Consider the following 23,509-nt stretch of genomic DNA (forward strand, 5'->3'; position numbering starts at 1 on the left):
AACACCCGTGGCCCATCCGCCAGTCAGGGAATGATCTTCTCCTTGCGCGTCACCGCGAGCACGAGCACCAGAAACCCGAAGATCGCAAAGTCGCGCCACAGGATCGGACCATAGGCGCTCCACAGCGTTTCCAGCAAGCCGACTCCGGCGGCACCGAGTGCGGCGTAGAGCGGCGAGGCCTGGCCACCGATCGCGGCGATGAACAGCACCTTGACGCCGAAAGTGAGCCCCGTGCCGAAATCCATGTTGCCGTAGTAGGACGCTGCAAGAATGCCGCAGAAGGCAGCGATCAGCGATGCCGCGCCATAGGCGACGATGTAAACGGTCGCGGCATCGACGCCGCAGAGTGCCGCCGCACCCCGATCCTCTGATACCGCGCGCCAGAACCGCCCTGCCCGTGAATGCGTGAGATACCAGTGCCCGGCTGCCACGAGCGCGGCCATGAGCGCGGTGTTGCCGAGCTGGATGACCGTCAGCGTCACCGGAAAGCGCGGATCGTCCCAGAAAACGATGTTCCCGTTCAGGAACGGCGGCAGCCACAGGCTGCGTGTCTCAGAGGCGAGCCGCGCCGTTTCCATCAGGACCAGCAGGCAGCCGAGCGAGGCCACGACGACGGTGTTGGCTGACGAAAAGGCGAGCGGCCGCATGACATAACGCCCGGCGACGAGCCCGGCGCCAAGGCCGAAACTCAAGGCCGCAGCCGCGCCGAGGCCGAGCGCAGCCGGCAGCACCAGCCACAGCCGGTTCCAGCCGAGATCCGCAAACAGCACGAACATCTGGCCCGAGAAAGCAAAGAGCGCGCCATAGGTAAGATCCGCTCGACGTGTCACGGCGAAAGCGATGGCATAGCCAAAGGCAAGCACCGCATAAAGCGCGGCGACAGGGACGGCATTGGCGAGTTGCTGCAGAAAATAGAGCATGGCGCATCCGGAGCGTGACAAGATCAATATAACTGGTAAAATCATTTTTGCCAGTTAGGATTTTCGTATGACCTTCACCTGGACAGCCCATCGTTTTGCCGGCGGCGCCTTGGCGCTGGACGTGGCCAATTCCATCGTCCTGCGCTTCGATCCCGAGCGCCGGATCGACCGTTTCGCCGACGTTGCAGCGATCGATACCTTTGCGGAAGCTGCCAACCGTTTCGGGGCGGAGAACACCCGCTTTGGTCCGCTGCTGCCCGTGGCGGCTGAACGGCGCGCGGGCCTTCTGCGGCTGCGCGAAGCGACCGACAGGCACTTCCGCGCGGAGATATCGAAAAATGGCCGGCCGGAGTTCCTGGCCGACTTGCTCGAGGCGATCGCGGTGGTTCTGCGCGGTCCCGTGCCGCACGGCGGCGCGCTTCCGCTCGACACCGCGACCGCGCATTCGGCACTCAGCCTTGCCGCCAACCCCGAGCCCGACCGGCTGAAGATCTGCCCGAATTGCGGCTGGCTGTTTCTCGACCGCAGCCGCAACCGCAGCCGGACCTGGTGCGACATGGCGGTCTGCGGCAATCGCAACAAGGCCAAGCGCCACTACCATCGCAACAGGGAAGAAGCAGGCCCATGACAAGGATGATCGGGATCTTGGCAGCACTTGCCATCACACTCGCCACCACCGGCTGTCAGCGCGAGACCGGACCGGATCCGCTGAAGCTGACGGGCAAGATGTTCGTCTTCAATTACCGCCTTGCCTACGCGGTCTACACGATCACGCTTCAGAAGACAGAGCCCGTGCCCGAGGGCAGCGTCGTCGTCGCCACCTTCGAGAACCCGGTGGGCGGCAAGCCGTTCACGCTGACGCGCAAGCTCTTTCCAAAGCTCGACAGGGTGGTGCTGGAAAGTCCTGATTTGACCTGCGTGAAAAAGGAAAGACCCTATGCGGTGACGATCGAAGTGAAGGGACCTGACGGCGAAACGCTGCAGAAACTGGAGACCACAGTCATCTCGGATATCGACCAGGATATCCTGCCGGCCAAGGCACTGGTCGAGGGCCCCGCCTACGACAAGAATCCGGAAGTCTTCCGCGACGGCAAGACTCCCGAACATTTCGAGACCGCGAAATGCCCCATATGAAAAAACCGGAGCGTTTCCGCTCCGGTTCAAATCCAAGTCAATTCAAGCCGTTGCGGCTCAAACTGGAGATTTTTAATCAGCCAACGATCTCGGTGCCCGAGAACCAGTAGGCGATTTCTTCAGCAGCAGTTTCCGGGGCATCCGAACCGTGAACCGAGTTTTCGCCGATCGACAGGGCGTGAACCTTGCGGATGGTGCCTTCGGCAGCGTTTGCCGGGTTGGTGGCGCCCATGACTTCGCGGTTCTTGGCGATTGCATTTTCGCCTTCGAGAACCTGAACGACCGTCGGGCCGGAGGACATGAACTCGACCAGTTCGCCGAAGAACGGACGTTCCTTGTGAACGGCGTAGAAGCCTTCGGCTTCGCGACGGCTCATCCAGACGCGCTTGGAGGCGACTACGCGCAGGCCGGCATCTTCGAGCATCTTGGTGATGGCGCCGGTAAGGTTGCGCTTGGTCGCGTCCGGCTTGATCATCGAGAAGGTACGTTCAATAGCCATTGGCTCAAATCCCTTGTTTCTTGAGAAGTGGCGGTTCATTAGCCGCCAATCCCGCGCAAAACAAGGGGGCCTGCCGATGATTCGGCTCGAGCCGAGCGGGTTTCATGCAGCCGTCACAGTCCGTCCGAGGCCGCCATGCAGGTCGAGGCAGCGTTCGAACCAGCCGGTGACGGGATCGCCTGGCTGAAGCAGGCTTTGCGGCGAGACGATGCGCGCCCACTGAAATGCCCCGAAGACGATATAATCAGCGAAAAGCGGTTCTGCGCCACCCAGGAAATCCTGAAACTTCAGCATGTGGCGAAGCGGCTCGAGCTTTTCGGCGAACGTGGCAAGGGCAGCCGGGCCACCTTCGGCGACCGCTTCCAGCGACGTGCCGAAGCGCTTTTCGCGGCTTTGCCGGAAATAGGCCTGATCGACGGGATCAAGGCTATCATGAATATCCTTGATAATGATCCGGGCGATGGCTGGATGCAGCGTCGTCTGCGACCAACCCTCCACGAAACGGGCGGTGGCCTTCGCACCCTCACCGACGAAAAGCGGCGGGCGGTCCGGATAGGTCTCTTCGAGGTAGAGGGCGATGTCGAAGCTGTCCTTCACCAGCCGTTCCCCGTCACGCAACAGCGGCACCAGCGTGGTAGCTCCATTCTCGATGCCGGGGATTTCGGTGAAGCCGATCGGCACGACGTCAAAATCGAGCCCCTTGTGCGCGAGCGACATCTTCGTCTTCCACACATGCGGCGAGAAGGGACGCGTCCTGTCGGCCCCACAAAGCGAATAGAGTTTTCTCGACATATAGACTCCCGGTCGGTTGGCGTCCCGTTGAACGACAAATCGGCGGCGTCATCAAATCAGTAAATTTCATGAGTGATATCAGCCACAGAAATGCAGTTTCGCGTTAGCGTCGCCGCCCCTTCAAGGAGATACCAATGCTCGATCACTTTCGCATGTTCGCCGACTATAACCGCTGGGCGAACCGCCTGATCTATGCCGCTGCGGCAGAATTGACCGATGCCGAACTGCGGGAAAACCGCGGCGCCTTCTTCGGCTCGCTGCTGGCGACCCTCAATCATATCCTTGTCGCCGATCGGGTGTGGATGAAGCGCTTTACGCGCGAGGGTGATGCCCCCACTGCGCTCGATACGATCCTGCATGGCGATCTGCCGGCGCTCACCACCGCTCGCAACGCCGAGGACGAACGCATCATTGCGTGGATCGACAGCTTGAGCGAGGAACGCCTCAGCGCCGATCTCACCTATACGCCACTCACCAACCCGACGGTTATCACGCAGAAGCTGGCGCCGACGCTCGGGCACTTCTTCAACCATCAGACTCATCACCGTGGGCAGGCGCATGCGACGCTGACCGCACTCGGCCAGCCGTCCGTGACGCTGGACCTGGCCCACTTCCTCAGGACTGACGGGTCACAGTGGGCGTAGCGGAAAGCGCAGCGCCCCAAAGCCGAGCGATCGCAGCGGCCGGAGCTCGCGCTCCCGCCACTCAGCAAGCTTCTTTAGAAGCTGACGCTGGCCGAGCCACGCGGCCAGGCCGAGCGCGATGCCGCCAACGATCGACAGGATCGAAAACGCCACCGGCGGCAACGCCGGTTGCAGCGGCAGCATCAGCAGCTCGGGAACGAAGCGGTGCAGGATGTAGATGTGGAAGCCCGCCGCCGACAGAGGCAGGACGAGCTGCGCCGCCCAGCGCGGCACGCTGACGCGCGTAAGATAAAGCAGCGCTGCCAGGACGGCGATTTGCAGCAGGTATTTGATCTTCGTCCCGATCCAGACCCCCTCGTATAGGCCGAAGAACAGGAACGCCCCGGCGCCGGACAACATCAGCAGCAGGCGCTGCTTGCCGGTTTCGGCGACCGCGGCGCACCAGCCGATGACGGCGAGATAGAAAATCCATGGCAGGGTGAAGATCTGGCGATTGCCGATCGGCCACAGGAGCGGCAGGGTCAACCTGGCGACAAGAGCGGCAAACAGCAGGGCCATGCCGGCACCGAAGGGCCTTGCAGAGACAAAGCGCCGGAACTGCGGGATCGCGAAGAGCCCGACAAAGACGAGCATCATCTGGCAATAGGCTTCGATGAACCAGTAGAGATACGGCACCATGCCGTGTTCCTCCGGCAGGGCCACACCGAAATTGCCGACGAGGAAGACCGAGGCCCAGGGCACCTCGCCCCAGGTGACCGCATAGGCAGCGACGATCAGATAGTAAGGCACCAGCACCTGGGCGAGCGGGCGCAGGATGGCCGGGCCATCTCCGGCCAGAAGTGGCCCCATCTGGAAGCGGGCGAGGCTGAAGCCTGCGAGGACGACCATGGCTGCCGATCCGCCGGGGATGGGCCAAAGCAACTCGTGGTGCAGGACGACGAGCAGAATCGCCAGTGCGCGGATCAGCAGGTCCATCCCGATCCGTCGCGTGGCGGTCTCACGGCGCTCCTGCGCCGACAATTCGGCGATCGACAAGGTCTCCCAGGCGTCGGGAACTTGCCCCAGCGCCTTTTCCAGACCGATCGAGAGCTGAACGAAACGCAAGGAATCGCCGCCCAGCGACACAAAACTGTCGGAGCGCTTCACCCTCTTCGGATAGAAGACCTGCGCAAAAAGCTCTTCGATGCCGCCGTTGTCGTCGTCGACGGTCGCTGCCGCCTGGCGGGCCGTCATTTTGAGTGCGTTATAGTCGACCTTGCCGCTGGAAAGCCGCGGCATTTCGGCAAGCTGCGTGGCCTTGAGATGCGCGAGCGTCAGCCCGCTCGCTTGCGCGAGGAACCGTCTGATCTCCTCGGCATCACGACTGCCGGCGTAGAAAGCATGAAGGCCGGCATCGTCACCGACGACGGCTGCCACGATGCCACGCCTTTCGAGCGCCGCTTCCAGCCCATCGTGGGCGATCCTGAGGCCGGCAATCTTGGAAATCCGCTTCATGCGGCCGACGATCTGGAACAGGCCGTCGGCATGGCGCATCGCGAGGTCACCGGTGCGCAGTTCGGTAAGCTCGGCGCCACGGCAGAGATCTTTGCGCGATGTGGCGTAGCCCATCATCACGTTCGGGCCGCGATAGACGAGTTCGCCGGCGACACCGTCGCCTTCGATCGGCGCTCCGTTCTCGTTCTCGATCGAGAGGTGCCCGCCGGGGATGGCTATGCCGATCCTCTCCTCGTTGCCGGCAAGTGCCGCCGGCGGCACAAAGGCTATGCGCGCGGTGGCCTCCGTCTGGCCGTACATCGCAAAGAAGGACGCGCCTTGGGCACGAAGGTGGTCGTCATAGAGACGGATGATCTCCGGGCTCAACCGACCGCCGGCAACGGTCATGAAGCGCAAATGCGGGAACCGCCGTTCGCGGAAACCCACCTTCTCCAGCAACTCGTAGGAATAGGGCACGCCTGCAAAGTTTGTGCTGCCGCTTGCGGCGAGACCATCGAGAAAGCCGGCATCGAGGACCGATCCACCGGGAATATAGAGGCTTGCTCCAACCGCCAGGTGGGAGTTCAGAACCGACAGACCGTAGGAGTAGTGAAGCGGCAGGATGAGGCAGCCGCGATCATCCGCCGTCAGGCCGAGATATTCTGCAATGGAGGCGGCATTTGCCGTGATGTTTTCCCCGGACAAGCGGACGGCCTTGCCGCAACCGGTGGTGCCGGAGGTGGAGAGCATCACCGCCAACTCGGGATGCGGCGCCTTGCCATCTTGCCGCAGATACTCCGTGCGCCAGCGGCCATCGATGCGGCGAAAGCCGTAATCGGGCTCGAAGGCATCGACCCAGGATTGGGCCACCCCGGTCTTCGGAGCCTGCAGGGCCACGGCATGTCCCGCACTCAGCGCCGCCAGGTAAGCGATGATCGCATGTTCGGAAAGCTCGGCCTCGATCACCACCAGTCCGCGTGAACCGCCGAAGGCGAGCGCCTGGCGGGCGACCCGTTCGCCGAGTTCCCGATAGGTGACGATCCGTTGCCCGGAAAAGACCAGCGCCGCACGGTCACCCCATTTCGCCAGATCCGCAATGAACGAGAGGGACATCCTTGACCGTCGCTGTTTGTCCGCGGGCTTCGATGCCCGATTTAGCAGCGCCGAATATAATTGGTGACTAAAGGCGTCAAGTATAAACTTTGCCAAGCTGACAGCTGTCAGTTGGCATGCGAGTCTCGGTTGCGCCCCGCCGCGAGCAGATGGAATTCAGCAACCATACCGGGCGGGAACGAGCGGAATGCGAAATCTTCAGACTCCCTTAAATGCAGTCTCTCATAGTGTCCCTCGATCCGGACATCACATCCTACTGACATTGAGGACCGACAGAATGACCAGGCAAGTTCCAGCGGAGGCCAGCCGATCGCAGGCGAGACAAGCAGCAATCATTCTGAAGGTGGCGCACGCAATGTCCGCGCATGGGGTTGCTGCCCTGCCCCGCAATTACGAGCTTTTCTACGAAGCACTGTCCGGTCGCCTGCCTCAGCTTTCCCGGGAGCTTGGCGCGCTCGGGCACAACCCGCTACAGGACTCGCTGGACGCGCTGGGCCTCAAGCATCACCTCGTCTCCCACGCTTCCCTCGCCGCGGACCGGGCGAGGGCCGAAGCGCAGGAAGCCCTCGCCGACATGGCCAGCAAGCTCAAGCTTGCGCTGGTGCAGAAACAAGCGTTCAAGGCCGAACTCGATCACTTCGCCGGCCGGCTTGAAGCAGATCCCGTCGCCGGCCTAACGGGGGTCGCCGACGAAGCCGCACGGCTGCGGGAAGCGGCTGGCCGATTGATGAACGAAGAGAGCGCTCTGCAATACCTTCTGGAAAACGGCGCGCGACGCTTCGTCGAACTGGAGGGTGATCTGGCCGAAAGCGGTCGGTCGCTCACCCGCGACCCCGCCACCGGCCTGCCGAACCGGCTTGCACTTTCAGCGAAGCTCGACTCCATTCTCGAAACGGAGCGGATCGACCAGCCGGTCGCTCTGCTTCTCGTCTCCGTGGAAGGGCTTCGTGCGATGGCCGAGCACCATGGCGGCACGGTCGCGGCCAAAGCGCTTGCCAGGCTGTCGGCGCTGTTTCGCAAGTCGATCAAGAAAAACGACTTCGTCGCCCGCGTGGGCCAGCAGGACTTCGCCTTTGTCTGCCGGGACGTCAGCGCCGAGAACGCCGAGGCCATTGCGCGGCGCCTCCTGCAATCCGTAAAGGCAATGAAGGTCACCCTCCCCGGGCGCGTGCACACCGTCGAGACGCTCTCGCTTGCGGCGGGCATCACCGTCGCGCAGCCGGCATCGAACAGCGCCGATCTTCTGATCCAAGCGGAACTGGCATTGTCCGCAGCGCAGGATGGCGCCGGCATCCTGCGTTATTCGGCGGCACTCGGCCGCGACCGCGGCAAGATCTACTGTCAGAACGCCGCTTAGGTGCCCACACGTCAAGCGGCGACCGGCTGGCGGTTTTCGTCGATCTCCGTCGCCTTCTCCCGGAGACAGCCGAGCAGGCGGAAGAGCTCGCCGCGCTCGCAGTCATCGAGCGCCGAGAACAACTCGTCGATCGTGCGGTGACGTGGCTGGAGCGCCGCTTCCAGTGCCAGCCGGCCGCGATCGGTAATCGATATGATCTTCGCACGGCGATCCTCCGGATCCGCTTCACGGACGACCATGCCGTCTCGTTCCAGTCCGTCGATCGCTTCGGTGACGGTTCTCGCTGCAAAGCCGAGCGCCGCGGCGATATCCGCACAGCGACGGGGTCCGAGCGTGTTGAGATAGAACAGGAACTTGCTGCGCGCGAGCGAAACGCCTTCCTCCGACATCGACGCGTTCACCAGGCGATGAACGCAGTGATAGAGATCGAAGAGCCGCTCGACGACCTCGACTTTTTCTGTCATGGCAATGTACCTCATTTGGCAACGCCAAAACGCAACAGCCCGGCCCCGCGTGGCGGGACCGGGCTGTTCGGTCAACCGTTTGGCGTGACTTACTGCTTGTTTTCGTTGGTCCGGCCAAAAGCCTTGGCGTCGCTGCTGGCGATCGCACCGGTTGCCGTCGCATCGACGGATCGGTCTTCGATACCTGCGTAGTAGTCGCCGCGGCTGGTCGTGCTCGCAGAGACGCCGGTGCCGGCGGAAGCCTGGGCACGGCCGGTAAAGAGCGGCGTAGAGCTCACGCCCTCATAGTAGCTGCCGCCGGCCACAGCGGCCGAGGCGCCACCAAGCATGGCGGCCGCAACGAGGATCGCGACAATGGACTTCTTCATCAATCTGTTCCCTGGTGGAGATGGGCAGTCGGGGCTGACCCCGTCCGGGCGCTTGGGAGGACGCTTCATAAGATCACGGCGGTGATCAATCAAATCCCTCGAAAAGGGGTGCGGGCAGAAACCCGCACCCCCCTCTTCATCGTGGTCAGCGCGAGATGCCCTGATAATATTCGCCTTCGCCACCCTGCACGCTCTTCGGCGCGACGCCGTAGCTCACCACCGAACCGGTGTTGGTGCTGTCGACATAACCGGCTTCAGAGTTGCCGATGGTAAAGGACGACTTGCCGGTAACGGCAGGCGTGCGCTCGGTATAGAGTGGCGTCGGGCTGACGCCTTCGTAGTAGCTGCCGCCGGCCAAGGCAGCGGAGGCGCCACCTAGGATGGCGGTTGCAACGAGAGCGGCGGAAAGAGCGGTCTGGATTGCAGTTTTCATGATCTTCACTCCTGGGAGGCTCGTTCGGTCGAACGAGGTTTCATCTAAAATGTCCGTGGCCGGATCGGTCGTCCCTCGGAACGCGGGGCCCTTGCCAATGGCGTTCAGTCGATCGAGGCGGTCAGAAGAGCGTTCCCCGCCCTTCCGCTATTGAGATGGTCCCTCACGATGAGGATGTGTAGTATCGATTGTCGGAACGCGTTGTTCAAAAATCGATAACAATGACCTCTTGAAATCCCGGACCGACACCGCAGGAAAACGCTGCATACCCGCGCCTCTTGCCTTCCCGGCCAAGTCCGGGCAAAAGGCCGCAATGATCCAGATTTCCGGCCTTTCCGCCCGCATCGCGGGACGTCTCCTCATCGAAAATGCATCCGTGACGCTTCCGGCGGGCACGAAGGCGGGGCTCGTGGGCCGAAACGGTGCCGGCAAGTCGACGCTGTTTCGCATCATCACCGGCGACTTTGCCTCCGAAGCCGGCAGCATCTCGCTGCCCAGGAATGCCCGTATCGGCCAGGTCGCGCAGGAAGCGCCCGGCACCGAGGAACCGCTGATCGAGATCGTGCTCAAGGCTGACAAGGAGCGCTCGGCACTGATCGCCGAAGCGGAAACCGCGACGGACCCGCACCGCATCGCCGAGATCCAGACGCGGCTTGCCGATATCGGCGCCCACTCGGCCGAGTCCCGGGCGGCCAGCATCCTCGCTGGCCTCGGCTTCGACCACGAGGCGCAGCAGCGGCCGGCCTCGTCCTTCTCTGGCGGCTGGCGGATGCGCGTGGCATTGGCCGCGGTGCTTTTCTCCGAGCCCGACCTGCTGCTGCTCGACGAGCCGACCAACTACCTCGACCTCGAGGGCACGCTCTGGCTGGAGGACTATGTCCGCCGCTATCCGCATACGGTCATCATCATCAGCCACGACCGCGATCTCCTGAACACCGCAGTCAACGCCATCGTGCACCTCGACCAGAAGAAACTCACCTTCTATCGCGGCTCCTACGATCAGTTCGAGCGGCAGAAGGCCGAGGCCGACGAATTGCAGATGAAGGCGAAGGCGAAAAACGACGCCGCCCGCAAGCATCTGCAGAGCTTCATCGACCGGTTCCGGGCCAAGGCGACGAAGGCCCGCCAGGCGCAGAGCCGCATCAAGGCGCTGGAGCGCATGGGAACCGTGGCTGCCGTCATCGAGGACCATGTCCAGGGTTTCTCCTTCCCGGATCCAGAGAAGGAAGCAGCATCGCCGATCATCGCCGTCACCGGCGGCGCCGTCGGCTACGAGCCCGGCAAGCCGATCCTCAAGCGGCTGAACCTCAGGATCGACACCGACGACCGCATCGCGCTGCTTGGCTCCAACGGCAACGGCAAGTCCACCTTCGCCAAGTTCATCTCTGGCCGCCTCGCGCCCGAAGCAGGTGAATTGAAGATCGCGCCGAACCTCAAGGTCGGCTTCTTCGCCCAGCACCAGTTGGACGACCTCATCCCGACCCAGAGCGCGGTCGAGCATGTGCGTCGGCGCATGCCGGATGCGCCGGAAGCCAAGGTGCGCTCGCGCGTGGCGCAGATGGGGCTTGCGACGGAAAAGATGGAAACACCCGCCAAGGATCTCTCCGGCGGCGAAAAGGCGCGGCTGCTGATGGGCCTTGCCGCCTTCGATGCGCCGAACCTCCTGATCCTCGACGAGCCTACCAACCACCTCGACATCGACAGCCGCAACGCGCTGATCACCGCACTCAACGACTATTCCGGTGCCGTGATCCTGATCTCGCATGATCGACACCTGATCGAGGCGACCGCCGACCGGCTGTGGCTGGTGCGCGATGGAACGGTGGCGAGCTATGACGGCGACCTCGAGGATTATCGCAGCCTGATCGTCGGCGGCACCAAGGCGAAGGACGAGGGGGTCAAGCCTTCGAGCGCCGAAGACAGCGTTTCGAAGGCGGACCAGCGCAAGGCCAATGCCGACAAGCGCGCCTCGCTTGCACCGCTTCGCAAGAAGATCAATGAAATCGAATCCTTGACCGGGAAACTGGAGAAACTGATTCAGGCACTTGATGTGGAACTGGCCGATCCGGCGCTCTACGAAAAGTCGCCTGCGAAAGCTGCACAGAAGGCCAAGGAACGCGCCGACGCGGCAACGAAACTCGTTCACGCCGAAGAGCAATGGCTCGAGCTTTCCGCCGAATACGAAGAGGCGATGGCCGGCTGACATGGGGCCGGCCGGTCGTTCATCCGAGCTCAAACGTGGTGATGCCATAGATCCGGGCAAGCGGCAGGCCTGGGTCCGGCCCGCGATACATGCGCGCCGTTTCGAACACCGGCCGCAGATTGTAGCGATCGCAAAGCGCCTTGGCCGAGGCATTCGGGTCGGGGATGTCGAGATAGACCTCGCTGCCGTTGACGCCGGAGGCGAGCTTGCGAAAAACCAGATCGGCGCCGGTCTCCGTATCGGAAAAGAGCGGCCCGATCTTGAACCCGTTACGGCAGGCGCGAATCGTCCCATAGGCCGCAACCGCGCCATCGCGCAGCAGCAAGACGCTGCGCCGTCCATCGCTCGACTTCAGCCATTCGCGAAGGAAGGCCTCACGACGGGCCGGGACGAAACGGCGGTCATATTCGGTGAGGAGCGACATATGAATCGGCGCGACCTCCAGGAGATCGGCACCCGGCGGCTCGACGACGTCGATCACACCGCCGTAGCGGATGTTCGCATGGGCGTAAGCGAAGCCGGACCGGCGATAATTCTCCTGCTGGGCGATCACGCCGTCGAGGCCGACGATGCGCCCATCGGCGGACGACATCGCCTGCTGCCACAATTGCCGGCCGATCCCCTGGCCACGAAAGTCCGGTCGCGTGATGAAGAAGCCGAGGAAGCCATAGCTTTGGTTGTATCGCACCAGTGAAATGGCTCCGATGGGCCCCTCCTCTCCACTCGCGATCCAGTAACCGTCCGGGTCGGCCGTCCAGAATGGGCCTGCGTCGCCGAGACCGGGATTCCACCCTTCCCCCGCTGCCCATTCGATCATGACGTCGAGTTCGACACGGCTTGCACGACGGATTTGCAACTGCATGTTCACTCCTCTTGCGGCGGTCAGATCACCCTGTTGACCCGCCCCCGCTGGCGAGACGACACGGCGTGTCCGTTGGTAGAGCTAGAGCGATGGCGTTCAGAGGGAATGATAGTCTGTCGATTTCCACGACATTGATGGCACATGCTGGCGGCGGACCGGCGGCGCTTGCCCCCTTTGCGCAATCTGCTACAAGAGCCGACAATAAGTCATACAAATCGAGCGGAACACCAATGGCCCCCATCAAAATTGCTCTTGTCGGCGTCGGCAAGATCGTTCGCGACCAACATCTGCCGGCGATCGCCAGAAACGGCGACTATCACCTGATCGCTGCGGCCAGCCGGCATGGCACGGTCGACGGCATCGACAATTTCAAATCGATCGAGGCGATGCTCGAAGCCGTGCCTGCGATCGAGGCCGTGTCGCTCTGCATGCCGCCGCAGTATCGCTACGAGGCGGCCCGCACGGCGCTCGATGCGGGCAAGCACGTGTTCCTGGAAAAGCCGCCGGGCGCCACGCTCAGCGAAGTCGCGGACCTCGAAGCGCTGGCGGCATCGAAGGGGCTGTCGCTGTTTGCCAGCTGGCATTCCCGCTACGCCCCCGCCGTGGAAGCGGCAAAATCCTTTCTGGCGACAACGACGATCAATGATGTCCAGATCATCTGGAAGGAAGACGTGCGCCACTGGCACCCGAATCAGGAATGGATCTGGGCCGCGGGCGGTCTCGGCGTCTTCGACCCGGGCATCAACGCACTTTCGATCATTACCCACATCCTGCCGCTTCCGCTGTTCGTGACCTCGGCCGTGCTCGAATTCCCCGAGAATCGGGACGCGCCGATTGCTGCCAACATCACCTTCACGGATGGGAAGAAATTGCCGGTTTCCGCCGAGTTCGACTGGCGCCAGACCGGCAAGCAGAGCTGGGACATCGTCGCCCGGACGGCGGCAGGCGAGATGGTGCTGTCCGAAGGCGGCGCCAAGCTCGCCATCGATGGCAAGCTTGTCCATCACGAGCCGGAACAGGAATACCCGATGCTCTATCGGCGCTTCGCCGAGATCGTCAGAGCCGGGAAGTCGGACGTCGATCTGGCGCCGCTGCGCCACGTCGCCGACGCCTTCATGCTCGGCAAGCGCAAGTTCGTCGAAGCGTTCCACGATTGATATTCTGAGCACGTCAGAAGCACGAAGCCCGCGGCATCGGCTGCGGGCTTCTTCGTCGCAACGGGTCGTAAACTCAAGCCTTCTTTTCCCAGCGGCCGTCGCGGTTCTGTTGCCAATAGGTGAGGTTGTGCCCCTCCCCCTTCAACCGCTTCCAATGGGCGCGCGCGCCCTCGAGCTGATCCTGGTCGTAGCCATCGAACACGAAGACGACGCGCTCGTAGGTCGAAACATCAGGCGGGCTGGCGCCGTCAATGACGAAGCGGACCGTCGCGGCATTCGCGTTGCCTTCGTCGGCCACCAGCAGGATCGGCTGGTCTGCAGCGAAGTCGCCGGCATCCGTGCCATGCGGCAGGAAGCTTTCGTCGCGATAAACCCACAGATGCGTGTCGAGCGCGTCGCGCCGCTCGGCGTCGATCGTCTGCACGGCCACCCGCCAGCCGCGCTCGACGCTCTTGTCGAGCAATGGCGGCAACGCGTCTTCGAGCTTCGATTCCGTCAGGTGATAGAACAGGATTTCGGTCATACCGATTGCTTCCCGCCTTTCGTCACGTCCGTCGCGGCCAGTCAGGATTCGTAGCTCGCCCGCACCAATTCATCGAGCAGCCGGACGCCGAAACCCGAGCCCCAGGACTGGTTGACCTCGTCCGTCGGCGTGCCCATGGCGGTGCCGGCGATATCGAGATGCGCCCAGGGCGTATCCTTGACGAAACGCTGCAGGAACTGCGCCGCCGTTACCGCACCGCCGTGGCGGCCGCCGGTGTTCTTCATATCGGCGAACTTGCTGTCGATCATCTTGTCGTATTCCTTGCCGAGCGGCATGCGCCACAGGCGTTCCTGCGTCGCGATGCCGGCGGCGAGCAACTGGCCGGCCAGGCGGTCATCGTTCGAGAATAGGCCGGCGTGGTGCGTTGCGAGCGCAACCATGATGGCGCCGGTCAAGGTCGCGAGATCGATGATCGCCTGCGGCTTGAAGCGGTCGTTGCAGTACCAAAGCGCATCGCACAGCACGAGGCGGCCTTCGGCATCGGTGTTGATCACCTCGATCGTCTGGCCGGACATCGAGGTCACGATGTCGCCAGGGCGCTGCGCGCTGCCGTCGGGCATGTTTTCCACAAGGCCGATGATGCCGATGGCATTGACCTTCGCTTCGCGTGCGGCAAGCACATGCATGAGGCCGATGACGGCGGCGGCGCCGCCCATGTCACCCTTCATCTCCTCCATGCCGGCGGCCGGCTTGATCGAGATGCCACCGCTGTCGAAGACGACGCCCTTGCCGACGAAGGCGAGCGGGCGGTCCTTGGACTTGCCGCCCTTCCACTGCATGACGACGAGCCGCGGCGGGCGGGTAGACCCCTGCGCCACACCCAGCAGCGCGCCCATGCCGAGTTTCTTCATTTCCTTTTCGGTGAGAATCTCCACCTCGACGCCGAGCTTCTCCAGGTCCTTTGCCTTGGCGGCAAACTCGACCGGGCCCAGCACGTTCGCCGGCTCGTTCACCAGGTCGCGCGCCAGGAAGACGCCTTCGGCAACCGCCTGTGCGGTGGCGAAGGCCTTCTTCGCGGCGATGACGGTGCCGGTGACGATCGTCACCTTGGCCGGCTTGCCGGAGAATTTGGCCTCGTCGTCGGCTTTCTTGGTCTTGTAGCCATCGAATCTGTAGGCGTTCATCTCCATGCCGAGCGCGAAATCGGCGGCCGCCTTGCCGGTCACGTCGATCCCGGGCGCGTCGATGAAGACGGTCATCTTGTCGGCTGAACCGAGCTTCGCGGCGACGGCACCGCCGGCCTTCAGCCAATCGTGTTCCGTAAGCGCTTCCGCCTCTCCAAGCCCGAGCACGATGATTCGGTCTGCGGGCGAGCCATGCGGCGCAACGATATCGAGACTGGAGAACGCCTTTGCAGTGAACTTCTTCACCTTCGCCGCCTTTGTCACCACGTCTTGCGGATCGGCGACATCGGCACCGGCTGCAGCTCCGCCGCTCGACGTCTTGAGGAGCACGGCGACGCCGCCCGTCGGCCGGTGGGACTTGGCAAAGGTGAACTCGAACTTCATCGGCATTGAAAAACTCCGGCTACTTTCTTGTCTCTGCACGCATCCGGAGCATCGAAAGAAGCTTCCGAGAGCCGGTGTCAGGGCAAGGTGATTGTGGCCGCGACGCGTTGGGATGACACGGCGAGGCTTGTGGCGATCCGCCCTGTTACCGGGCGGTTACAGTGGAAAATATTCGCAACATTCGCCACCGTCAAAGCTGTGGCCGGCACCCTTCTCGCTTTTCAACCGCTTGGCAAGATGCCCCCGGATGTTTACATGCGGTTAACCGAGGTTCTTCGCCTTAAATTATCCCTGTTGCTTCACAATTTGAGCGACGCGAATAGCAGGCAAGAACCAGGCTTCGGCTAGGACCGGGCAAAACCCGGCTTGACGCCGCCGCCGGAACAGAAACATGAGCAGGATTTTGGACCGGACACGGGCATGAAGCTGATCGAACGCTACATATTCCGGCGTGCCTTGATCATGTTCCTCGCGACACTCCTGCCATTGCTCGGCATCGTGTGGACGACGCAGGCGCTTGCCAACGTCAATCTGGTCACCGACAGCGGCCAGTCGGTTCTGGCCTTCGCCAAGCTGGCAACGCTCATCCTGCCTTCGGTCATCCCGATCATCCTGCCCTTCGCACTGGTCATCGGCGTCACCCAGACGCTCACCACGATGAACACCGATTCGGAACTGACGGTGCTCAACGCCGCCGGCAGCTCGCGCATGGCCATCATCCGGCCAGTCATCTACCTGGCAGTGGGCCTGAGCGTCCTTTCTTTCGCAGTCGACAATTTCGTCGAGCCGTATTCGCGCGTTTCGGTACGCAAGATGCTGGCGACCGCCAATGCCGACCTGCTGTCGTCCGTCGTTCAGGAAAACTCGTTCCGCAAGGTTGCCGACGGACTCTATGTCCAGGTCGGCGCGCGGCGAAGCGGCGGCGTGTTGCAGGGCATCTTCGTTGCCGATTCGCGCAATCCCGCCTTCGAACTCGTCTATTACGCCCGCGAAGGCGCGGTCGACGAAAAAAGCTCCGCGCTGGTGATGAAGGACGGCGAGGTACAACGCAAATTGCCTGACGGCAGTGTCTCGATCATCAAGTTCGATTCCTATGCCTTCGACCTTGCCGACATGACCAAGACGACGCGCGAGGCGACGATCCGGGCGAAAGACCGGGACCTCGCCGGACTGCTCAATCCCGATCCGAACGATCAGGTCTACAAGAACAAGCCGCTTGCCTTTACCGCCGAGATCAACCGCCGCCTGACGGAGTGGACCTTCCCACTGCTGTTCGGCCTGATCGCACTGGTGTTCAGCAGCGATGCGCGCTCCCACCGGGAAGCGCGCCTCCATCCCATGGTGAGCGCGCTCGGAACGGCGCTGCTCATCCGCTGGATGACCTTCTATGCCGGCAACAGCGCCGAGGATTCCATCTGGTTCGTGCCGCTGATGTACATCGTGCCACTTGCAGCCGGCGCGCTCTGCATTCACCAGCTCGTGAGCAACAAGCGCCTCGACATCCCGATGACCTGGCAGGAAAAGCTGCAGGATCTCCTGGTACGCCTGCGCCTGGTGCGGCGTGACGCCGAGGGAGGGCAGCCATCATGATGGGCACGCTCGGACGCTACTTCTTCATCCGCTACGTCGTCACCACTTTCTGGTTTCTCGTCGGCATCTTCTCGTTGATCTTCATCATCGACTTCAGCGAGCAGGCAAGCCGCCTAGCGAACCTGCCGCATTATTCGATCACCGGCGCCCTGCTGATGACCGCCCTTCGCATCCCGCTGATCCTGCAGCAGACGATTCCGTTTGTGGCGCTGTTTTCGGCGATGGCGGCGCTGATCTCCCTCAACCGGCGCTATGAACTGGTCGTGACCCGCGCCGCAGGTATCTCCGTCTGGCAGTTCCTGCGCCCGTTCGTGCTGGGCGCCTTCCTCTTCGGCATGCTCGCCGTGATCGCGCTCAACCCGCTGGCGGCGTGGGGAACGAAACGTGGGGAGGCACTGCTGGCGGAATGGGGTGCCTCGCGTTCCTCCGACGCGGGGTCGATTCCGTGGCTGCGACAGATCCACAACGGGACCGATACGATCATCGGCGCGCGCTCGGTTCAGGACAACGGTACGACGCTCCTCAACGTCACCGTCATCCACTTCGATCCACAGGGCTCGATCATTCTGAGACAGGATGCGGCTTCGGCGAAACTCGAAGATGGTTACTGGCTTCTTAACGAGGTAACGGAAACGCGCAATGGACAACTGCCGCGTCGTCTAAAAACAGCACAACTCAGCACCAATCTGAAGGCTGAGTTTGTTCAGGAACGTCTTGCAAAGGCTGATTCCATTCAGTTTTTTGACCTGCCCGGCAAGATCGAAGTGGCCCGCTCCTTCGGTTTTTCAACCAATGCCATGGAAACCCAATTCCACTCGATGCTCTCGCTGCCGCTGCTTCTCGTCGCCATGACGCTGATCGCCGCCTGCGTGTCGCTCAAATTTAGCCGGTTCAACCAATCTCGCTCCGTAATTCTCGGTGGCATCCTTTCAGGCTTCGTGCTTTATGTCGTCACCGTGCTTGTCAAAGCATTCGGGAGCAGCGGCATTGTGCCTCCTTTCGTTGCAGCCTGGTTGCCAGTTGTTGTAGCGATGGCGCTGGGCTCGACGATTCTTTTAAATCAGGAGGATGGCTAGTGGCGGTAGTGAACCGCAAACGCATGACGCTGATCAACGCTACCCTGCTCGCAGGCGTGGCGCTGCAGACACTTGCCATGGGAATGAGTGCGCCTGCGCTGGCGCAGCAGGCTTCGGACCGCCTCGATTCGCTGCGGCCGAAGATGCCGGAAGATGCCAAGCTGCTTCTGTCCGCCAATGAGCTCGTCTACAACAAGGACGCCGAGAAGGTGATCGTGCGCGGCAACGTGCAGATCGACTACGGCGGCTACAAGATGGTGGCCCGTCAGGTCGAGTACGACCAGAAGAATGGCCGCATCTATGCATCCGGGGACATCCAGTTCGTCGAGCCGGGCGGCAATGTCGTCTACGCTGACAAGATGGACGTCACCGACGATTTCGGCAACGGTTTCCTTGAGCAGATGCGCATCGAAACCACCGACCTGACCCGGCTTGCCGCAACGAGCGGCGAGCGCCGGAACGGCGAGGAATTCATCCTGAACGAGGCCGTCTACACGGCCTGCACACCCTGCGCGACCAAGCCGGAACATCGCTCGCTGTGGCATATCAAGGCGCAGCGCGTCATTCAGAACGGCCGCACGCGGACGATTCGCCTGGAGAACGCCCGCTTCGAGCTCTTCGGCAAGCCGATCGCCTATATTCCGGTGATGGAACTGCCCGACCATACGGTCAAGCGCAAGAGCGGCTTCCTGTTCCCGACGTTCCGCTCGGCGCAGAAGCTCGGCGTCGGCGTCGGCGTCCCCTACTACTGGGCGATCTCGCCCTATATGGACGCGACGGCAACCGTCACGGGCCTGACCCGACAGGGCTTCCTGCTGGAGGGCGAGTTCCGCCAGCGGTTCCACAACGGCTTCCATACGCTGAACGTTGCCGGCATCAGCCAGCTCGACAAGAGCAAGTTCACGCCCGGCACGGTCGACGCGGAGAAGACCAATCGCGGCATGATCGCGTCGAAGGCCGAGTTCGAGATCAATCCACGCTGGACGTTCGGCTGGAACGTCCTCGTCCAGTCGGACGCCAACTTCGCCAAGACCTACGAACTGTCGAACTTCGACGGAACGACCTATGTCAACCAGGCCTATCTGACCGGACTCGGCAAGCGAAACTACTTCGACCTGCGCGCCTTCTACTTCGACATTCAGGACGCGGATCCGAACAGCATCAAGGAAAACCAGCAGCCTGCGGCGCAGGTGCTCGATTACTCCTACAAGGCGCCGCAGCCCATATTGGGCGGCGAACTTTCGGCGACCGTCAACCTCACCAACATCAAGCGCAATCGGCTGGACTTCGAGGCCGTCCCAGGCGTCGTCGATCGCTTCCGCGGTCTGGAAGGCACAACCCATCGCCTGACGGGCGAGCTTGAATGGAAACGCACGTTCATCGCCCCCGGCGGTCTCGTCGTCACACCGCTGCTGGCGGCACGCGGCGATGCACTCGGGCTGAACATGGACGCGCCTGGCCCGCTCTATACCGGCGACTACAACACCAGCGACGCCACGACGCGGCGCATGTTGACCGCCGGTCTCGAAGCCCGCTACCCGATCCTCTTCGTCGGCGAGGACAGCAGCCATGTGCTCGAGCCGATCGCTCAGCTCTACGCGCGCCCTGACGAACAGGACGCTGGCGGTCTGCCGAACGAAGACGCTCAGAGCTTCGTGTTCGACGCGACCAACCTTTTCGACCGCGACAAGTTCTCCGGCTTCGACCGGGTGGAAGGTGGCACGCGCGCCAATGTCGGCTTCCGCTATACCGGTACCTTCGACAGTGGCTACGGCCTGCGCGGCATCGTCGGCCAATCCTTCCATCTCGGAGGCCTGAACTCCTTTGCAACCGACGACCTGGTGAAGGTCGGCGCGGAATCCGGCCTGGAAACGAAGCGCTCGGACTATGTCGCGATGTTCGGCATCGACGCGCCGTCCGGCCTGATGGCGAGCCTCTCGGGTCGTCTCGACGAAAAGGATCTGGCACTGCGCCGTGCCGATGCGACCGTCGGGTACCTCGGCACGACGTGGCAGGCGGCGATGACCTATACGCGCATCGAAGCGCAGCCGCTTTATGGCTCGCAGGTGGATCAGGACGAAATCCAGACGGCCGCCGCCTATAAGTTCCACGACTATTGGTCAGTCTTTGGTGCCATCACCTACGACATCAACCGGGACGTCATCTCGCGCAACGGCTTCGGCATTACCTACGACGATCAGGACACCCTGTTCTCGATCGTCTACAAGCAGGAACGCGATACCAGCAGCACGCTGGCGAACGATTGGTCGATCGGTGCCAGGATCAGCTTCCGTACCCTCGGCGACGTCAATGTCGGCGACACCAAGTTCGAAGAGCTGGATTACTATTAAGATCATTGGAACGAGGGGGCGAAACGCGAAGTTCGCCCCCTCTCGCAATTTTGGGCTGCTCAAACGGTCTTGTCATCGTTTGGCCGCATGTATTATGCATTTCCTCCGACAAGATAAGGCAACGGCGCAACGCCGGTAGGCGGACAAGACCCGACGACAGTGATCGTCCGGCAAACAGGAAAAGGTAATGGGCGGGAAAATGTCGATCTCGAGGACGCTTTCGGTATTGGCTGTGGCCGGGGCCCTGAGCATCGCGGCATGTGCCGGTGCGCAGGCTGCAAGTCAGGTCAAGGTAACGGTCAACAACACCGTGATCACCTCGGGCGATATTGCCAAACGTGTCGCATTCATCCGCCTGCAGCGTCAAAAGGGCGGAGCAGACGAAGCCAAGAAGCAGCTTGTCGACGAAGTGCTGAAGCGCGCCGAGATTGCCCGGCTCGGGCAATCGGTGAGCACGCAGGAGGTCGATGCCGCCTTTGCCCGCTTTGCCGGAGGCAACAAGCTTTCACCAGAACAGCTCGGCAAGATCCTCGACCAGGCGGGCGTCGGCGTCGAGCATTTCAAGCAGTATATCGCCGTCCAGATGAGCTGGCCGCGTGCGGTCAACTTCCGCTACGGCAATTCGAGCCGGCTGCAGGGCGCCGATCTCGTCAAGCGGATGATGGAAGGCGGCGGCAACAAGCCGGTGACGACCGAATACTTCCTGCAGCAGGTGATCTTCGTCATTCCCGAAAAGAAGCGCGGCGCCATCACGGCGAAGCGGCAGGCTGAGGCAAATGCCTCGCGGTCGCAGTTCCCGGGCTGCGAGACCTCCAAGGTGTTTGCCGCCAACTATCGCGACGTTTCGATCCGCAATCTCGGTCGTATGCTCGCCCAGCAATTGCCGGACGAATGGAAGCCCCTGGTCGAAAAGGCCGGCGAAAACGGCACGACCGGAACTCGCGTAACCGAAAAGGGCGTCGAATACCTGGCGATCTGCAAGAAGCGTGAGGTCAACGACGACACGGCCGCAGAAATCGTCTTCCGCGCCGAGGATATCGGCAAGAAGAAAACGGGCGGAGAAGACCCGAACAGCGAAAAGTATCTTGAGGAACTGCGCAAGAAAGCGCAGATCGTCAACAAGTAAGCACAGCGGTAACATGCGCGAACCAACCGGCGGGCCACTCGCCCTGACCATGGGTGATCCGGCCGGTATCGGGCCGGATATCAGCCTTTCCGCCTGGCTTGGCCGCCGCGAGCACGCGACGGCACCTTTCCTTTTCATCGGCGATCCTTCGGTGCTTGCCGCGCGAGCGGCGATGCTCGGCTATTCGGTTCCCGTGCGGGAAACAGATTGTGCCGGCGCCGTTGCCGTATTCGATGCGGCGCTGCCGATTCTGCCGGTCACCTGCCCAGCCCCGGTTACGGCGGGCGATCCCGACACGGCCAATGCCAGCGCCGTCATCAAGGCGATCGATACGGCGGTGCGGATCGTCACCGCCGGCGAAGCTTCGGCTGTCGTGACCAACCCGATCGCCAAGGCGGTTCTCTACGACGCCGGTTTCCGTTTTCCCGGCCACACCGAATACCTGGCGGATCTCGCGGAGAAGGCGACGGGACAAGCCGTTCTGCCGGTCATGATGCTGGCCGGACCGAAGCTGCGTGCGGTTCCGGTCACGATCCATATCCCCCTGAAAGACGTACCGGGCCAGTTAACGCCGGATCTCATCTATCGCACCTGTGCGATTACGGCGGCTGATCTGCGCAACCGTTTCGGGCTCGAGCGACCGCGCCTCGCGATCGCTGGGCTCAACCCTCACGCCGGCGAAAACGGTGCGCTCGGCCTTGAGGATAACGCCGTCATCCGCCCCGTGATCGACCGTCTGCGGGCCGAGGGGATCGATGCCGTGGGTCCCCTGCCGGCGGATACGATGTTCCATGATCGGGCGCGCGCGACCTACGACGTTGCAATCTGCATGTATCACGATCAGGCGCTGATCCCGGCCAAGGCGCTCGGCTTCGACGACAGCGTCAATGTCACGCTCGGCCTTCCCTTCATCCGCACGTCGCCTGACCACGGCACAGCCTTCAGCCTTGCCGGCAAGGGCGTCGCCCGCGACGACAGCCTCAGGGCGGCACTTGATCTTGCCGCGATGCTCGCGAACAATAGCCCGGGAGATATCCGCTGATGGCCGCGCTCGACGGTCTTCCTCCGCTGCGCGACGTGATCCAGCGCCACGGCCTCGACGCCAGGAAGGCGTTGGGCCAGAACTTCCTGCTCGACCTCAACCTGACGCAGAAGGTTGCCCGGACCGCCGGTTCGCTCGAAGGCGTGACGGTCATCGAAGTCGGCCCCGGTCCCGGCGGCCTGACGCGCGCCATCCTGGCCCTCGGAGCCAAGAAAGTCATCGCGATCGAGCGCGACTCCCGCTGCGTGCCGGCGCTTGCGGAAATCGGCGCGCACTATCCGGACCGGTTGCAGGTGATCGAAGGCGACGCCCTGAAAACACCGTTCGAGACGCTTGCCGATGATGGGCCGGTCAAGATCATCGCCAACCTGCCCTACAATGTCGGCACGCAATTGCTCGTAAACTGGCTATTGCCCGAACGCTGGCCGCCATTCTGGCAATCGTTGACGCTGATGTTCCAGCGGGAAGTTGGCCTCAGGATCGTCGCCGAAGCGGATGACGATCACTACGGACGCCTCGGGGTGCTCTGCGGCTGGCGCACCAGGGCGCGGATGGCTTTCGACGTGCCGCCACAGGCTTTCACGCCGCCGCCCAAGGTGACGTCATCGGTGGTCCATCTGGAGCCCGTGGAGAACCCGATCCCCTGCTCCGTTTCGGCACTCGAGAAGGTGACGCATGCCGCCTTCGGCCAGCGCCGCAAAATGCTGCGGCAAAGCCTCAAGCCGCTTGGCGGCGAAACCCTGCTGGCAAAGGCCGATATCGACCCGCAGCGGCGGGCCGAGACGCTTTCGGTGGAAGAATTCTGCCGCCTGGCAAACTGCCTCTGAGCACTGTGGCCGGCAGGACCGGCCAA

The 23,509-nt window shown here is 62.6% G+C and carries 22 protein-coding genes; 12 read left to right on the forward strand and 10 right to left on the reverse strand.

Annotation, left to right across the window (positions count from 1 at the left end; genetic code table 11):
• Nucleotides 1–23 precede the first annotated feature (23 nt).
• Nucleotides 24–920, reverse strand: coding sequence for a branched-chain amino acid ABC transporter permease (locus AC0C6X_RS10795; RefSeq protein WP_173516083.1), 897 nt, complete (start codon nt 918–920; stop codon nt 24–26).
• 67 nt (nt 921–987) lie between these two features.
• Here AC0C6X_RS10795 and AC0C6X_RS10800 point away from each other — a divergent pair, with 67 nt between their 5' ends.
• A complete protein-coding gene (locus AC0C6X_RS10800; protein ID WP_173516082.1) occupies nt 988–1,548 on the forward strand; it encodes a CGNR zinc finger domain-containing protein in 561 nt (186 codons plus the stop codon).
• A gap of 5 nt (nt 1,549–1,553) precedes the next feature.
• Nucleotides 1,554–2,054, forward strand: coding sequence for a hypothetical protein (locus tag AC0C6X_RS10805; RefSeq protein WP_173518106.1), 501 nt, complete (start codon nt 1,554–1,556; stop codon nt 2,052–2,054).
• 76 nt (nt 2,055–2,130) lie between these two features.
• Here AC0C6X_RS10805 and ndk read toward each other — a convergent pair whose 3' ends face one another.
• Both ndk and AC0C6X_RS10815 read right to left on the reverse strand, forming a co-directional pair.
• Nucleotides 2,131–2,553, reverse strand: a complete 423-nt coding sequence (gene ndk / locus AC0C6X_RS10810) for a nucleoside-diphosphate kinase (RefSeq protein ID WP_003531616.1) — start codon at nt 2,551–2,553, stop codon at nt 2,131–2,133.
• A gap of 102 nt (nt 2,554–2,655) precedes the next feature.
• Complete coding sequence (locus AC0C6X_RS10815; RefSeq protein ID WP_247957843.1) at nt 2,656–3,345, reverse strand: glutathione S-transferase family protein; 690 nt, start codon at nt 3,343–3,345, stop codon at nt 2,656–2,658.
• A 134-nt stretch (nt 3,346–3,479) separates the two neighbouring features.
• Between AC0C6X_RS10815 and AC0C6X_RS10820 the strand changes: the two genes are divergently transcribed.
• Nucleotides 3,480–3,989, forward strand: coding sequence for a DinB family protein (locus tag AC0C6X_RS10820; RefSeq protein WP_173516080.1), 510 nt, complete (start codon nt 3,480–3,482; stop codon nt 3,987–3,989).
• Here AC0C6X_RS10820 and AC0C6X_RS10825 read toward each other — a convergent pair.
• On the reverse strand, nt 3,975–6,575 hold the full coding sequence (locus AC0C6X_RS10825; RefSeq protein WP_173516079.1) for an AMP-binding protein: 2,601 nt from the start codon (nt 6,573–6,575) through the stop codon (nt 3,975–3,977). The two genes, AC0C6X_RS10820 and AC0C6X_RS10825, sit on opposite strands and share 15 nt — an antisense overlap.
• 355 nt (nt 6,576–6,930) lie before the next feature.
• Here AC0C6X_RS10825 and AC0C6X_RS10830 point away from each other — a divergent pair, with 355 nt between their 5' ends.
• A complete protein-coding gene (locus AC0C6X_RS10830; protein ID WP_472953036.1) occupies nt 6,931–7,932 on the forward strand; it encodes a GGDEF domain-containing protein in 1,002 nt (333 codons plus the stop codon).
• A gap of 11 nt (nt 7,933–7,943) precedes the next feature.
• On the opposite strand, the gene AC0C6X_RS10835 is transcribed toward AC0C6X_RS10830, so the two are convergent.
• The 3 genes from AC0C6X_RS10835 to AC0C6X_RS10845 form a co-directional block, all read right to left on the reverse strand.
• Nucleotides 7,944–8,396, reverse strand: a complete 453-nt coding sequence (locus AC0C6X_RS10835) for a MarR family winged helix-turn-helix transcriptional regulator (protein ID WP_472953038.1) — start codon at nt 8,394–8,396, stop codon at nt 7,944–7,946.
• An 89-nt stretch (nt 8,397–8,485) separates the two neighbouring features.
• Nucleotides 8,486–8,764 carry a hypothetical protein gene (locus tag AC0C6X_RS10840; RefSeq protein WP_472953041.1) on the reverse strand — a complete coding sequence of 93 codons (279 nt, stop codon included), beginning with the start codon at nt 8,762–8,764 and terminating at the stop codon, nt 8,486–8,488.
• 145 nt (nt 8,765–8,909) lie between these two features.
• Nucleotides 8,910–9,197, reverse strand: a complete 288-nt coding sequence (locus AC0C6X_RS10845; protein WP_472953043.1) for a hypothetical protein — start codon at nt 9,195–9,197, stop codon at nt 8,910–8,912.
• A gap of 313 nt (nt 9,198–9,510) precedes the next feature.
• Here AC0C6X_RS10845 and AC0C6X_RS10850 point away from each other — a divergent pair, with 313 nt between their 5' ends.
• Nucleotides 9,511–11,400: an ABC-F family ATP-binding cassette domain-containing protein gene (locus tag AC0C6X_RS10850; RefSeq protein WP_247957846.1), complete on the forward strand. Its 1,890-nt coding sequence runs from the start codon at nt 9,511–9,513 to the stop codon at nt 11,398–11,400.
• 19 nt (nt 11,401–11,419) lie between these two features.
• On the opposite strand, the gene AC0C6X_RS10855 is transcribed toward AC0C6X_RS10850, so the two are convergent.
• A complete protein-coding gene (locus tag AC0C6X_RS10855; protein ID WP_173516074.1) occupies nt 11,420–12,262 on the reverse strand; it encodes a GNAT family N-acetyltransferase in 843 nt (280 codons plus the stop codon).
• Nucleotides 12,263–12,492: 230 nt separating this feature from the next.
• On the opposite strand from AC0C6X_RS10855, the gene AC0C6X_RS10860 reads away from it, so the two are divergent.
• The gene (locus AC0C6X_RS10860; protein WP_173516073.1) at nt 12,493–13,419 is read left to right on the forward strand and encodes a Gfo/Idh/MocA family protein; all 927 of its coding nucleotides are present in this window, start codon (nt 12,493–12,495) and stop codon (nt 13,417–13,419) included.
• Nucleotides 13,420–13,492: 73 nt separating this feature from the next.
• Here AC0C6X_RS10860 and AC0C6X_RS10865 read toward each other — a convergent pair whose 3' ends face one another.
• Both AC0C6X_RS10865 and AC0C6X_RS10870 read right to left on the reverse strand, forming a co-directional pair.
• Entirely contained in the window at nt 13,493–13,942 is a 450-nt protein-coding gene (locus AC0C6X_RS10865; protein WP_472953048.1) for a DNA polymerase III subunit chi, read from the reverse strand.
• Nucleotides 13,943–13,983: 41 nt separating this feature from the next.
• Entirely contained in the window at nt 13,984–15,477 is a 1,494-nt protein-coding gene (locus AC0C6X_RS10870; RefSeq protein ID WP_472953050.1) for a leucyl aminopeptidase, read from the reverse strand.
• Nucleotides 15,478–15,891: 414 nt separating this feature from the next.
• Between AC0C6X_RS10870 and lptF the strand changes: the two genes are divergently transcribed.
• The 6 genes from lptF (at nt 15,892) to rsmA (ending at nt 23,483) form a co-directional block, all read left to right on the forward strand.
• Complete coding sequence (gene lptF, locus AC0C6X_RS10875; RefSeq protein WP_247957849.1) at nt 15,892–17,061, forward strand: LPS export ABC transporter permease LptF; 1,170 nt, start codon at nt 15,892–15,894, stop codon at nt 17,059–17,061.
• On the forward strand, nt 17,055–18,137 hold the full coding sequence (gene lptG, locus AC0C6X_RS10880; RefSeq protein ID WP_247958240.1) for an LPS export ABC transporter permease LptG: 1,083 nt from the start codon (nt 17,055–17,057) through the stop codon (nt 18,135–18,137). Before lptF ends, lptG begins: the two co-directional genes overlap by 7 nt.
• Entirely contained in the window at nt 18,137–20,488 is a 2,352-nt protein-coding gene (locus AC0C6X_RS10885) for an LPS-assembly protein LptD (protein ID WP_472953052.1), read from the forward strand. Before lptG ends, AC0C6X_RS10885 begins: the two co-directional genes overlap by 1 nt.
• A gap of 187 nt (nt 20,489–20,675) precedes the next feature.
• Nucleotides 20,676–21,614 carry a SurA N-terminal domain-containing protein gene (locus AC0C6X_RS10890; protein ID WP_173516068.1) on the forward strand — a complete coding sequence of 313 codons (939 nt, stop codon included), beginning with the start codon at nt 20,676–20,678 and terminating at the stop codon, nt 21,612–21,614.
• Between the two features lie 13 nt (nt 21,615–21,627).
• A complete protein-coding gene (pdxA, locus tag AC0C6X_RS10895) occupies nt 21,628–22,656 on the forward strand; it encodes a 4-hydroxythreonine-4-phosphate dehydrogenase PdxA (RefSeq protein ID WP_173516067.1) in 1,029 nt (342 codons plus the stop codon).
• Nucleotides 22,656–23,483 (forward strand): 16S rRNA (adenine(1518)-N(6)/adenine(1519)-N(6))-dimethyltransferase RsmA, encoded by an 828-nt coding sequence (gene rsmA, locus AC0C6X_RS10900; protein ID WP_173516066.1) that lies wholly within the window; start codon nt 22,656–22,658, stop codon nt 23,481–23,483. Before pdxA ends, rsmA begins: the two co-directional genes overlap by 1 nt.
• Nucleotides 23,484–23,509: the final 26 nt, after the last annotated feature.

This window comes from Ensifer sp. VA4, from assembly GCF_055710065.1.

Excerpts from the sequence above, each read along its gene's own strand:
- AC0C6X_RS10795 (WP_173516083.1), bottom strand. The coding sequence starts at position 920 with ATGCTCTATTTTCTGCAGCAACTCGCCAATGCCGTCCCTGTCGCCGCG.
- AC0C6X_RS10800 (WP_173516082.1), top strand. The coding sequence starts at position 988 with ATGACCTTCACCTGGACAGCCCATCGTTTTGCCGGCGGCGCCTTGGCG.
- AC0C6X_RS10805 (WP_173518106.1), top strand. The coding sequence starts at position 1,554 with ATGATCGGGATCTTGGCAGCACTTGCCATCACACTCGCCACCACCGGC.
- ndk (WP_003531616.1), bottom strand. The coding sequence starts at position 2,553 with ATGGCTATTGAACGTACCTTCTCGATGATCAAGCCGGACGCGACCAAG.
- AC0C6X_RS10815 (WP_247957843.1), bottom strand. The coding sequence starts at position 3,345 with ATGTCGAGAAAACTCTATTCGCTTTGTGGGGCCGACAGGACGCGTCCC.
- AC0C6X_RS10820 (WP_173516080.1), top strand. The coding sequence starts at position 3,480 with ATGCTCGATCACTTTCGCATGTTCGCCGACTATAACCGCTGGGCGAAC.
- AC0C6X_RS10825 (WP_173516079.1), bottom strand. The coding sequence starts at position 6,575 with ATGTCCCTCTCGTTCATTGCGGATCTGGCGAAATGGGGTGACCGTGCG.
- AC0C6X_RS10830 (WP_472953036.1), top strand. The coding sequence starts at position 6,931 with ATGTCCGCGCATGGGGTTGCTGCCCTGCCCCGCAATTACGAGCTTTTC.
- AC0C6X_RS10835 (WP_472953038.1), bottom strand. The coding sequence starts at position 8,396 with ATGACAGAAAAAGTCGAGGTCGTCGAGCGGCTCTTCGATCTCTATCAC.
- AC0C6X_RS10840 (WP_472953041.1), bottom strand. The coding sequence starts at position 8,764 with ATGAAGAAGTCCATTGTCGCGATCCTCGTTGCGGCCGCCATGCTTGGT.
- AC0C6X_RS10845 (WP_472953043.1), bottom strand. The coding sequence starts at position 9,197 with ATGAAAACTGCAATCCAGACCGCTCTTTCCGCCGCTCTCGTTGCAACC.
- AC0C6X_RS10850 (WP_247957846.1), top strand. The coding sequence starts at position 9,511 with ATGATCCAGATTTCCGGCCTTTCCGCCCGCATCGCGGGACGTCTCCTC.
- AC0C6X_RS10855 (WP_173516074.1), bottom strand. The coding sequence starts at position 12,262 with ATGCAGTTGCAAATCCGTCGTGCAAGCCGTGTCGAACTCGACGTCATG.
- AC0C6X_RS10860 (WP_173516073.1), top strand. The coding sequence starts at position 12,493 with ATGGCCCCCATCAAAATTGCTCTTGTCGGCGTCGGCAAGATCGTTCGC.
- AC0C6X_RS10865 (WP_472953048.1), bottom strand. The coding sequence starts at position 13,942 with ATGACCGAAATCCTGTTCTATCACCTGACGGAATCGAAGCTCGAAGAC.
- AC0C6X_RS10870 (WP_472953050.1), bottom strand. The coding sequence starts at position 15,477 with ATGCCGATGAAGTTCGAGTTCACCTTTGCCAAGTCCCACCGGCCGACG.
- lptF (WP_247957849.1), top strand. The coding sequence starts at position 15,892 with ATGAAGCTGATCGAACGCTACATATTCCGGCGTGCCTTGATCATGTTC.
- AC0C6X_RS10890 (WP_173516068.1), top strand. The coding sequence starts at position 20,676 with ATGGGCGGGAAAATGTCGATCTCGAGGACGCTTTCGGTATTGGCTGTG.
- pdxA (WP_173516067.1), top strand. The coding sequence starts at position 21,628 with ATGCGCGAACCAACCGGCGGGCCACTCGCCCTGACCATGGGTGATCCG.
- rsmA (WP_173516066.1), top strand. The coding sequence starts at position 22,656 with ATGGCCGCGCTCGACGGTCTTCCTCCGCTGCGCGACGTGATCCAGCGC.